The organism is Alicyclobacillus acidiphilus NBRC 100859, from assembly GCF_001544355.1.
Taxonomy (GTDB): domain Bacteria; phylum Bacillota; class Bacilli; order Alicyclobacillales; family Alicyclobacillaceae; genus Alicyclobacillus; species Alicyclobacillus acidiphilus.
Genome location: NZ_BCQI01000086.1, coordinates 1 through 11,286 on the forward strand (window position 1 = coordinate 1; position 11,286 = coordinate 11,286).

10 protein-coding genes and 1 pseudogene are annotated in these 11,286 nt (G+C 52.3%); 7 read left to right on the top strand and 4 right to left on the bottom strand.

What is annotated here, in order from left to right; all coding sequences use genetic code 11:
- Positions 1-495: 495 nt before the first annotated feature.
- The 7 genes and pseudogenes from AAC01S_RS16985 to AAC01S_RS17010 all read left to right on the top strand — a co-directional run bounded on the left by AAC01S_RS16985 (position 496) and on the right by AAC01S_RS17010 (position 7,612).
- Complete coding sequence (locus tag AAC01S_RS16985) at positions 496-1,257, top strand: nucleotidyltransferase family protein (protein ID WP_067625264.1); 762 nt, start codon at positions 496-498, stop codon at positions 1,255-1,257.
- 114 nt (positions 1,258-1,371) lie between these two features.
- On the top strand, positions 1,372-2,442 hold the full coding sequence (locus AAC01S_RS16990; protein ID WP_083511919.1) for a glycoside hydrolase family 15 protein: 1,071 nt from the start codon (positions 1,372-1,374) through the stop codon (positions 2,440-2,442).
- 193 nt (positions 2,443-2,635) lie between these two features.
- Entirely contained in the window at positions 2,636-3,589 is a 954-nt protein-coding gene (locus AAC01S_RS16995) for an AAA family ATPase (RefSeq protein WP_067625267.1), read from the top strand.
- Between the two features lie 37 nt (positions 3,590-3,626).
- Positions 3,627-4,778 (top strand): DUF58 domain-containing protein, encoded by a 1,152-nt coding sequence (locus AAC01S_RS17000; protein ID WP_067625270.1) that lies wholly within the window; start codon positions 3,627-3,629, stop codon positions 4,776-4,778.
- Entirely contained in the window at positions 4,759-6,156 is a 1,398-nt protein-coding gene (locus tag AAC01S_RS17005; RefSeq protein WP_067625274.1) for a DUF4129 domain-containing protein, read from the top strand. Before AAC01S_RS17000 ends, AAC01S_RS17005 begins: the two co-directional genes overlap by 20 nt.
- Positions 6,157-6,316: 160 nt before the next feature.
- Positions 6,317-6,568, top strand: a pseudogene (locus AAC01S_RS20010) (mandelate racemase/muconate lactonizing enzyme family protein); the annotation flags it as partial.
- 102 nt (positions 6,569-6,670) lie between these two features.
- On the top strand, positions 6,671-7,612 hold the full coding sequence (locus tag AAC01S_RS17010; RefSeq protein ID WP_245630271.1) for an enolase C-terminal domain-like protein: 942 nt from the start codon (positions 6,671-6,673) through the stop codon (positions 7,610-7,612).
- A 243-nt stretch (positions 7,613-7,855) separates the two neighbouring features.
- Here the strand turns inward: AAC01S_RS17010 and AAC01S_RS17020 are convergent, their stop codons facing one another.
- From AAC01S_RS17020 to AAC01S_RS17035, 4 genes are all read right to left on the bottom strand, one after another.
- On the bottom strand, positions 7,856-8,836 hold the full coding sequence (locus AAC01S_RS17020) for a LacI family DNA-binding transcriptional regulator (RefSeq protein WP_067625285.1): 981 nt from the start codon (positions 8,834-8,836) through the stop codon (positions 7,856-7,858).
- Between the two features lie 90 nt (positions 8,837-8,926).
- A complete protein-coding gene (locus AAC01S_RS17025; protein ID WP_067625287.1) occupies positions 8,927-9,334 on the bottom strand; it encodes a VOC family protein in 408 nt (135 codons plus the stop codon).
- A 46-nt stretch (positions 9,335-9,380) separates the two neighbouring features.
- Entirely contained in the window at positions 9,381-10,250 is an 870-nt protein-coding gene (locus AAC01S_RS17030) for a carbohydrate ABC transporter permease (protein WP_067625289.1), read from the bottom strand.
- A 14-nt stretch (positions 10,251-10,264) separates the two neighbouring features.
- A complete protein-coding gene (locus tag AAC01S_RS17035; RefSeq protein ID WP_157071261.1) occupies positions 10,265-11,089 on the bottom strand; it encodes a carbohydrate ABC transporter permease in 825 nt (274 codons plus the stop codon).
- Between the last annotated feature and the right edge of the window lie 197 nt (positions 11,090-11,286).

Here is an 11,286-nt window from a genome sequence, read left to right on the forward strand (position 1 = left end):
CCGCGAATAAGCGGCCCGGGGCCGCTTAAATGTGTCGAATCGTCTGATTTGCGCCGAATAAGCGGTCCATAGCCGCTTAATCTGCTCAAACCCCCCCATTCAGGAGGCCGTGGATGCAAATAAGCGGCCTGCGGCCGTCTATTTGCCTTCAATCTTTTCGTCTCGTTGCAATAAGCGGCTGAGGGACGCTTATGCGCCTGTCAACCTCCGCCCACCCAGGCGATCACGCCGCCGTAAGGGAAGTTATGACCGCTATGCCGCACCGGCCCTCCGCCCACCCAGGCGATCACGCCGCCGTAAGGGAAGTTATGACCGCTATGCCGCACCGGCCCTCCGCCCACCCACACCGCCCTTGTCCGGGCGATTTCGCACTATTCAAATAAAAATTTTCGTCCATGCGAAATGAAACCGGATTCGTAAAGCATAGCTGACCGGTCCCCTGTGTATATTGCGACATCGGGACATTTTCTTACTTATCAGCAGAGGGGTATGCCTATGCGCGCAGTGATTATGGCTGGGGGGAAGGGCACTCGACTGAAGCCTTTGACCAAAAACGTCCCCAAGCCAATGTTACAACTGTTGGATCGCCCGATGATGGAGTACATTGTCGAACTGTTGGCGGCCCACGAGATCCGCGACATCACGGTCACTGTGTGCTACATGTCATCGTCCATTCGGGAGCACTTTGGAGACGGCTCGAGGTGGGGGGTCAATATCGACTATCGAGAAGAGCCTCGGCCGCTTGGGACGGCCGGAAGTGTGAAGCTCGCAAGCGCACAGTTCACAGACACATTTATCGTGATGAGCGGCGATGGGCTGACGGATTTCGATCTCTCTCGTGCCATCGAAGTCCATCGCGCCCGAGGAGAATTGGCGACCATCCTCTTAACGCGGGTTGCGTGCCCGCTGGGGTACGGGGTCGTATCCAAACGCGAGGATGGCCGCATTGTCGAGTTCATCGAAAAACCAAAGACGTGGACACAGGGAGAGACGTACCTGATCAACACTGGCATCTACATTCTCGAACCATCGATCCTCGCGTACATTCCAGACGATCGTCCATTCGACTTCGGCAAAGAACTGTTTCCCCGACTCCTGAAACTCGGTGTTCCCATTCACGGGTATGAGGCGGACGGATATTGGTCGGATGTGGGAACCCTCCACCAGTACTACCAGTCCCAGATCGATATGCTCCATGGCAAGGTCCGACTGAATTTGCCGATTGAGGTTCAATCCGCGCAACTTCAGGCGACTTAGACATGTCTGCGATGGCGATCGCGATGGCCGGGCCGCGATTGGCAGGACAGATGCCTAAATGATTCACACCCTCCCTTCCTGAGGATTAATTTAACAGTGAAGGGAGGGTATTTTATGCGAAGCCATGTGCAGAGAGGCCTCGATAGCCTGCGTTTGCAAAGTGGTTTGTACCTGGCAAGTCCCTCGAACACGTACCATTATGTTTGGATTCGCGACAACTGTTACGCCACGTTGTCTGAACTTGATCGCGACAATGGACGATATGAACAAACGTATCACGCGATGTTGGACATCTTCCGAAAGTACGAATGGAAGCTGTCGTATCACGCAGCTCATAAGCCAGAAGAAGTGTATCAATACATTCACCCGCGCTATACCGCGGAATCGTTAGAGGAGATATGGAGCCCTTGGGGGAACGCGCAGAATGACGCCGTTGGCCTGTTTCTGTTCGGAATTGGCGAGGGCATCCGCCGAGGGTTGCCGATGTTGCGCGACGATGGGGATGATCGCGTCGTATCCCTGCTCATCGACTATTTAGGGACGCTCGAATTTTGGAGCAACGAAGACAATGGAATGTGGGAAGAGACGCGTGAACTGCACGCGAGCAGCGTGGGCGCCTGTGTTGCGGGACTGCTTGCCGTTCAACCGTACTTTGACGTCGACATGGCCTATATACGCAATGGCTTGGACGTTCTGTTTGATTTGCTTCCCAATGAAAGCGCTACCCATGATTTTGATTTGGCTTTGCTTAGCTTGATTTACCCGTATCGTTTGCTGTCGCACCGTTGGGCGCAAGACGTGATCGACCGCGTGGAAAGCAGTTTGCTTCGCGATCGCGGCGTGATTCGGTATCACGGCGACATGTATTATGCGGACAATCGCAAAGAGGCGGAATGGTGCTTGGGGCTTCCTTGGCTCGGACTTTGTCACGCGACCTTAGGCGATATGGAAAAGGCCCGCCATTATCTGAACTGGACACAGCAGGTCATGACGCCGGAAGGCAATATCCCTGAGTTGTATCTCGCGTGTCAGGGAACGCCGAACGAAAACACGCCGCTCGCCTGGGCGCATTCGCTGTACCTCATCCTGGACGACACGGTGAATCAACAACTGTCGCAGGATCCTCGCGTTGAGTTCGATTATGCGACATCTGTTTCATCCGTTGGGTGCGCGGTCGATCCTTGAAACAGGGGCTCTTTCCGCCTCGGCTCCCGCGTGGGCCGGGGCGCCGCTCTTTCGGGCCCATCGTCTGCTCTGTTCTCGCGCCGGAGAAAGTTGTGCAGGTTTCACGGCCGCCGCGACGAAGAGTTAAGAAATGGATGTGCGAAGCGATCGAATCACTAAGGCAGACATGCGGGACGGAAGTGGGTAGCTCGATATGGAAATGCGCGACGTTCAAAGATTGGCGAATACCATCAAACACTCGGTTGGACAGGTCATCGTCGGGAAACACGAGATCGTGGAGCAACTGATTGTCGCGATGCTCGCTCGCGGCCATGTACTGTTGCAGGATGTGCCAGGGACGGGCAAGACATTGATGGCGAAGACGCTGGCAAAGACGATGGGATGCGCGACACACCGTATTCAGTTTACGCCGGACTTGCTGCCGAGCGATATCACGGGAATCCACTTCTTCAACGTGAAGACCTCGGAATTCGAATTTCGCCCGGGGCCGGTGTTTACGAACATCCTTCTCGCGGATGAAATCAACCGGGCGACGCCTCGGACGCAGTCCAGTCTGTTGGAGAGTATGGAAGAGAGGCAGGTCACCATCGATGGGGAGACGCACAAGCTTGCCCAGCCATTCTTCGTGATCGCCACACAAAATCCGGTCGAGAGCGCCGGAACCTTTCCTTTGCCCGAAGCGCAGTTGGATCGCTTCCTGCTTCAGATCCACATTGGCTACCCGACAACCGAAGAAGGAATGGAAGTATTGCGCAGGTTCCGAGACGCGGATCCGTTGTCGGGGGTGACTCCTGTCGTCAGCCAGGCGGAGATTGTCGAGGCTCAGGCGACGGTGACGAAGGTGCACATTGACGACGATGTGCTGCGGTATCTGCTCGACGTCGTGGAGGCGACTCGGCAGCAGCAAGATGTCGCGCTCGGCGTCAGTCCGCGCGGAAGTCAGGCGCTCCTGCGGACGGCTCAGGTTCGTGCGGCCTTGCGCGGCCGGGATTATGTCACGCCGGACGACGTGAAGGCCCTGAGTGTGCCTGTGCTGGCGCACCGTTTGGTGCTGGCGCAACGATCCCGCAGGGACGGCCAGGGGGCTGCGCGCGTGATCGAGCGCATTCTGAACACCGTGCCAGTGCCGACCGAACCCCTCGCATAGGATACGCGCAGCCCAACGAAAGGTGGGAGCGGTGACGATGAGATGGATTTTGATCATCGCGATCGCGCTGGTGGCCCTTGAGCAGTTGTTGTTGCCGAAGCTATTGCTCCGGCGCGTCGGCTACCGTCGATTCTTTGCCAAATCCGTCGCGATGGCTGGCGACACGATTGAAATGGTGGAGATCATTGAAAACAAGAAGCTGCTTCCGGTTCCACGCGTTCTTCTGGAAGCGGTGTTCGACGGCACGATGGACTTTCAGGGCTATTCGGACGAGAAGATCCGTCGATCCGAGAAATTCATGACGGTGCGAAGCATTTTCTCTCTGGCGCCGTACACGCGCATTACTCGACGCCATCAGATTCAATGCGACATGCGCGGCATCTTCAAACTGGACGGCGCAGCCATGACCGTCGGCGGGATCTTCGGGTCGTCCGCATTCAAGCGATGGACGCTGTCTGGGCCTGGCACAGAGATCACCATCTACCCTCGCCTGATCCCAGACTTTGAGTTGCAGTTGTCGTCGAACAGTTTCCAAGGAGACGTCGAAGTTCGCCGTTTCATCTTGCCTGATCCATTGATGAGACAAGGGACGAGACCCTACCAGCCGGGAGATCCGTTGAATCAGATCAACTGGCGGGCGACGGCGAGAACAGGGGAACTCCACGTTCATCTGCGGGAATTCACGGCTGATTTTCATGCCCAGATTCTCTTGAATTTTGTGACAACCCGCGACATGTGGACGCACATCTTTGAACCGCTGCGCGTGGAGGCGGGAATCAGCCTCGCGGCCACCATGGCCGACAAACTGATTACGTCTGGCGCCCGTGTGGGATTTCACAGCAATGGCGCTCATCGCGATGGGCAGGCAGAAGGTGTACCGCCTGACAGCGGCTATGGTCACCTGGATGCGGTGTGGTCACACTTGGCCGGTTTAGAGCGCAAGGTGCGGTGTTCGTTTCACGATCTCATCCTGTCCGAACTGGAATTGGCGAACGAAGGCACGGATTTTGTGCTCATCACGGGTTACGTCGATGAGGAGATCCAGGAGGCGATCTCGTCGATAGAGTCTGCCGGCCACGGCGTGACCGTCGTCCCGCTGCCGACAGAAGAGCAAGCCCGCGAGTGGTTGAGGCTAAGGCGCAGCGAAACGGAAGGGGAGGTTCGTGAGCATGGGCGAGACGCTTCATAAATCGGCAGATTCGCTCTGGCGGCATCCGTTGCTTCGCGCGAGCCTTCCAGGAATATCGTACGTCGTCGCGTACTTTCCACTTCCGCTTTGGCTGGGGACGCTTGCGGTGAAACCCCAAGGCGCCGCCGTGTGGATCGCGTTGCTGCTCGTTCTCCCAGCTTTTTGTGCTGGAATCAGCCAGGCCCTGCCGTTTCCGCTTCCACTCAACGCCTCGTTGATTTATCTGGTTTGCCTAGCCATGTGTGCAGGTTTTGCCAATTGGTTCGGGCGCATATCCTTCTGGCCAAGTTTTTTGTTGTGTGCCGCGTGCGCGATTCCGTCCGCCGTGATGGGGGTCCGCGGCCTGCACATGGTTCACTCCAGGGCCTTGCATGTCGGGTGGATACTGGGGCTCGTCGTCCACTTTGCGGCATTCGTTTGGTTTCCTCACGTTGCCGCCTTACGATCCCTGCGCCGGATCCTATGGCTGAGCTGCGCCGTCACCTTAGCATGTGTCCTCTTTCGGATGAATCAGCTTTACGCCAACGATCTGTTGTCATCGAATGAGACGAGGGTTCCGCGCAACGTGCAGCGGTTCAATCGATTGCTGGTTGGGCTCTTTATCGCTGCGGTATTTCTGATATTTGCCCTTTTGCAGCTCCTCGTCGATTGGGCGCAGCTTGAGCACAGGCTGGTTGAACTGCTCAATCGTCTCTTCGCTCGCCGCGCAAACGGTGCCCTGCCGATTCGATCGCCTCAGTCACTGGCCCCGCCCCATCTTCCGAAAACAGCGTCCCGACAGCCGACACTCGCGACGCCCGGCGCATGGCAGCACATTGCGATGACCGTTTTGATGATCGCCGTGGTTCTCGCGGCCGCCTATCTCCTCTTCCGGCTCGCCCAAAAGTTGTGGAGATGGTATCTCAATCAGCACAGATCGAGCGTACAAGATCTGGTCGACTACGTCGATCACGAGGAGTCCATCGAACCTGACCGCCGACGGATTTTGCGGCGGCTGCCAGCTCTCAAGGTGAGCCGAAATCGACATGCCGAAGACCTGTCTTCGCTGGAGCAACAGATCAGGCATTCGTATCGACAATTCGTTCGGCACAGCGAATCGCAGGGATTCGAATGGGCTTCGACAGACACAGCGCGCCAAACGACCGAGCGCATTCAAGCGTGGTTGGTCGATTCCGCCAACGGCACTCCACAATCATCGCATGTCCAACCTGTACCTTCGTCGGAGGAATGGGATGCCTTGAAGGATTTGTACGATGAAGCGCGCTATCGTCGAGGCGGCGTCTCGGAAGCCAACGCGCAGCGCTTTTCCAGTGTCCTGCTGAAGAGGAGGTTATTTCCAACGTCGGTACCGGCGAGGGCGAGTAAACGGCGCAGGTGATAGGGTGCGGGTAAGTAGTACCACGAAAGTATGTAGTTTAAGGAGGACGCTAATCTTGGCAGACGAATTTGAATCAACTCTGAATTACGTGAATACATACTCCAAACCTTCTGAACTTAAAATTACAGACATTCGATTTGCAGACCTTGCGGGGGCACCTATGCACTGTACACTTGTAAAGATCTATACGAACCAAGGTATAACGGGGATTGGCGAACTTCGCGACTTCGGAAGTCGAACGTACGCAGCCATGCTCAAGGGACGTTTACTCGGTGAAAACCCTTGTAACGTGGACAAACTTTTCCGTCGTATCAAGCAATTCATGGGGCCGGCCCGACAAGCAGGCGGAGTGGCAGGACTAGAGATTGCCTTGTGGGATCTAGCAGGGAAGGCCTATGGGGTTCCGGTATATCAAATGTTGGGGGGGAAATTCAGGGACTCGATTCGCGTGTATTGTGACCTCGGTGTGAATACCCCCGGCCTAGGGAACGACGGGTATTCAATGGGGAGACGATTGAAGCAATTCGTTGATGATCACGGATTTACAATGGTAAAGGCGGTACTTGGTGTCGAGAGTCTCCAGGTTCGAAATCCGAATGAGGAACTGATTTCTGCTCCAGGAAACACTGTGGAAGAACTGGTTGCGGCAGCACAGTATAACTTCGAGTTTCTGAGGAATCATCGAGACACAGCTGACGGACCTGAACTTCAGCGCCGCAATCGAGCGTTCGATATCGTAAATACTCAGTCCCCATACAGGATGTTTCGAATGACCGAGCGTGGTCTTGATCGATACGAAGAAGAAGTTGCCCATATGCGTGAAGTGCTCGGATACAAAATGCCTCTCGCCATAGACCATCTCGGGTACCTCCATGTGGAAGACGCATCACGTTTGCTGCGACGATTGGAGAAATACAATTTGCTTTGGGCGGAGGATATGCTGCCTTGCACGTATGTCGAGGAATATAAGTGGCTGAGGCAAATGACATCGACTCCCTTGGCTACTGGCGAAGATTTGTCCACGCTCGAAAGTTTTGAGCCTCTGATCACGAATCGTTCCGTGCCAATCATCCATCCTGACATCTGTTCGTCAGGAATTTATGAGGCGAAGAAAATCGGGGATCTTGCACAGCGGCATAACATCGCGATGGCGATGCACATGTGTGAAACACCCGTTGCCGCCTTGGCGACCGCACACATGGGAGTGGCTACGGAAAATTTCATCGCGACCGAATTCAACGCGCCAGACGTTCCCTGGTGGGACGACATCATTCGTGGCTATCCGGGTACCGTCATTCAGAACGGATTCATCCACGTTTCGGATCGGCCTGGCCTTGGCTTTGATGACATCAACGACGAGGTGATCAAAGAGCACCTAATGCCTGGTTTTCCGGATTTATGGGGGAGTACAGGTGAGTGGAATACGGAGTATTCAAATGATCGATTGTTCAGTTGACCGACCGGCACTCGCATGGCCGTTCAACTTGTGAACTTTTGAGGCCGTCGCATAGGTGCCAAGCATCTAGGTTGTGGTTATCTTTGTCAGCCATCATTGAGCCCATTACCTGTAAAACGTCTTCTGCGCGGTACATTTGCAAGAATGATGACGGAACATAGATGTTACAAAAGATCCATCGGAGAAGGGGTTTACACTTCTTGAGAAATCTCATCACGCATAGACCCCCTCTTCAATGGACTTTTATTTTCGTGGGGCGCATGATTCGCGAATGGTGAGCGTGTGTTGAACTCTTACAGGGTAATCCACCACTTCACCTCGATGAATCCTCACCCAGATTTCCATGGCGCGCCTGCCGATCTCTTCAATAGGTTGGCTTACCGTTGTAAGAGAGGGGAGAGTATATTCCCCAAACTGAAGCCCATCAAATCCGACCACGCTGAGATCGTGTGGCACGCGAATTCCATGTTTGGCAGCGGCTTTCATGGCGCCAATCGCGACCAGATCATTGGCACAAAATACGGCTGAGAAGTCAAGTTTTTCCGCGATCGCCCTTTCAATGGCTATGTACCCGCCACTTAAGGCCGAACCAGCCTCGATTTGAAATTCTGGCCGAACAGGTATACCAGATTGTTCAAGCGCAATTCTATAGCCTCGCAGCCGATCGCGGTCCTTAGGATTGAGAAACAGGATATCTCGATGCCCAAGCGAGATTAGGTAATTCACTGCCTCGATAGCAGCCGCGATATTGTCTACAGATACTGAAGGGATGTCTACGTTGTCCACGTATTCACATGCCACCACAATGGTGCATTTTTCAGCAAATCTCCGGAGTGATTCGACATGGTTAGTCGAAGCCAAGAAAATCACTCCGTCAATTTTTCGAGAATCAATGAAGGCGTCGACCTCTTGGAGCGCGTCTTCGCGTCCAGACAAATCGAACAAAAGTACGTCATAACCATATTTATGAGCCGTTAATTCGATACTCTGCACGATCCCTGAGAAAAAGGGGTTGGTTACATCCGGAATCAGAACCATAACCGTGTGTGACTCCTGTAGTCGCAAGTTGCGCCCGATCGAACTCGGGTGGTAATCCAATTCTCGTATCGCGTCCAACACACGGGCTCTCGTCGCCTCTTTTACCCCGTCGATATTATTCAGAACGCGGGATACGGTTGCAGTAGACACTTTTGCCCTTTTGGCGACTTCCTGAATAGTAACCAATTGACTCACCCTTCAAAATGGAACGTTTAGGTAGTCCGGCCACACCTCGCCGGAGTCCTAGGGGACTGTACCCTCTCTAAATAATGTATTTTACGCTCGTTTTTGAGGCGAGTCAGGGTGCAATTGCATAAATTCGATCCGATTGCCATCTGGATCCCTGACCCAACACTGATAATTTAGATCCATTCCTTGCTTCGGCTCGACATCTAAATGGACTCCCATTTGCCGCAAGTGGTTTGCTACAACGTGGATGTCGTCGACCTGCAGGCACAAATGATTGTATCCGATTTGTCGGGGAGCCGGATTTTGTCTGGTTTCTCCACCGTAAAACAGTTCCAGGAATTGTTCGTCGCAAATCTTTAAATATACGATCCAGGGTTCTCCTCGTTCATTATTTAATTCAAATGCCTTCTTCAACCCTAGGACATCACAATAAAACTTCAGCGAAGCATCCATATCCTCAGTCATAAACGCTGCGTGACCCAATCCGGTAATCATGCGTAGCTCCTCCTTATGCGTTCCAAAAATTCACTTGTGGGTCATCTTACCAATCTGTCTTTAATTGTTTGGTCATACGCAATAGAACAATCGTACAGATTAGAACGATGAGCAGTAAGATCCAGGCCATTGCGGAAGCGTACCCTATCTTATAATACTGGAAAGCGTTCTCATACAGATTCAATGAGTAAAACAGCGTAGCATTATCGGGACCTCCGCTTGTCATAATGAATGACTCGGCGAATGATTGAAATGTACCAATTAGCCCCGTAATGACATTGAAAACAATGACAGGTTTTAACATGGGAACTGTAATATAGAATGCTTTTTGAAATGGATTTGCACCGTCAATGCTTGCGGCCTCGTACAAGGAAGTCGGGATATCCTGCAAACCCGCTAGGTAAATAATGATGGCGTTGCCCGCTCCCCAAAGTCCCATCAATATAAAAGAAGGTTTTGCCCAGTGGGGGTTGGAGAGCCAGCCTGGTCCGGAGATACCAAAAATGTGAAGAAACGAGTTGATCAAACCGTTATCTGGTTGGAAAATCCAAATCCAAAGTACTGAAAGGACCACCGTGGGCACTAGAGTCGGGAGAAAGAAAACAACCCTAAAGAATGAGATGCCCTTTATTCGAGGGTTGTTTAACAAAATGGCAATTGTGATGGTGGATACGGTAATGAATGACAATCCGATCAACACCATGTACACCGTGTTTCCAAGGGATGTGAGGAAGACAGAGTCTTGAAAGAGATTTCGATAGTTCTGAAAGCCGATAAATTGTGGTGCTCCAATCATGCTGTAGTTGGTGAGGGAATAATAGAACGACATGATCGCAGGGTAGGCGGCAAAAATTAAGAACCCTATTATCCAGGGAGAGATAAAGAGCAACCCTGTAATTGTTGAACGTTTTTTCACGTCAAATTCCCCCCTTAGTCCTTAATACCGGTAAAACTAATCCCTTGGATAAATTGTTTTTGCATAAAGAAGAAGATGACCAGCACCGGTACGGTCATGGCAACACCTGCCGCCATAAGCAGTGGCCATTGTGGATCTGTCGCTCCCATAATCTGTTGAACACCCAACGACAATGTATAAAGCTTGTTGTTGCTCAGGTACACAAGCGGTCCAATAAAGTCCCCCCAGTCGTGGATGAAGCTGAAAATAAGCACGGTTGCAATGACAGGTTTTGAAAGAGGGAGGATAATTCTGCTGAAAATATAGAATTCGTTTGCTCCGTCCACTTTCGCCGATTCCGATAGGTCTTTCGGAATGCCAATAAAGAATTGCCGGAGTAAGAAGATGTAGTATGCATTTCCGAAAAACGTAGGAACGATTAACGGCAAAAATGTTCCAATCCATCCGAAGTTGGTGAAAAGGACGAATAGAGGTATCATTGTCACTTGGAATGGCAGCATCATGGTGGCAAGGACAAAAATGAATATGACGTTTCGGCCTTTCCACTGAATTCTCGAAAATCCGTACGCGACCAAGGTATTTGAAACAGCGACACCAATAAGATTGCATCCAACGATAATCAATGTGTTTCTCAAATACTCAAAAAATGGAAACTGTGTGAAAGCGTCCTTGAAGTTTGAAAACGCAAAGTGTTTGGGTATCCACGTAATCGGCGTGGAAAACAACTCCTGGTCGGTCTTGAGCGAATTGGACAGCAACCATAAAAACGGTACTATATACGCCAATGCGATAATGATGAGGACGATGTAGTTCAGGGACAACGGAATTTGCTTATACAATCGTCCTTTTCTGCGTTTGGGAGCCTCGATTGATTCAGCCGTTATCGTAGTTTCGGACCTACTAATTGACACTCTTCCATCACCTCGGAGAATCGTAATGCATCATCTTGAAAGTGTTGGGGAAGCTCGCCTTTCCCATTCAGCAGCAAAGGCGAGCATGGAAATTTGCTACCACAGCCACCCAGAATATTGACATA

Excerpts from the sequence above, each read along its gene's own strand:
- AAC01S_RS16985 (WP_067625264.1), top strand. The coding sequence starts at position 496 with ATGCGCGCAGTGATTATGGCTGGGGGGAAGGGCACTCGACTGAAGCCT.
- AAC01S_RS16990 (WP_083511919.1), top strand. The coding sequence starts at position 1,372 with ATGCGAAGCCATGTGCAGAGAGGCCTCGATAGCCTGCGTTTGCAAAGT.
- AAC01S_RS16995 (WP_067625267.1), top strand. The coding sequence starts at position 2,636 with ATGGAAATGCGCGACGTTCAAAGATTGGCGAATACCATCAAACACTCG.
- AAC01S_RS17000 (WP_067625270.1), top strand. The coding sequence starts at position 3,627 with ATGAGATGGATTTTGATCATCGCGATCGCGCTGGTGGCCCTTGAGCAG.
- AAC01S_RS17005 (WP_067625274.1), top strand. The coding sequence starts at position 4,759 with ATGGGCGAGACGCTTCATAAATCGGCAGATTCGCTCTGGCGGCATCCG.
- AAC01S_RS17025 (WP_067625287.1), bottom strand. The coding sequence starts at position 9,334 with ATGATTACCGGATTGGGTCACGCAGCGTTTATGACTGAGGATATGGAT.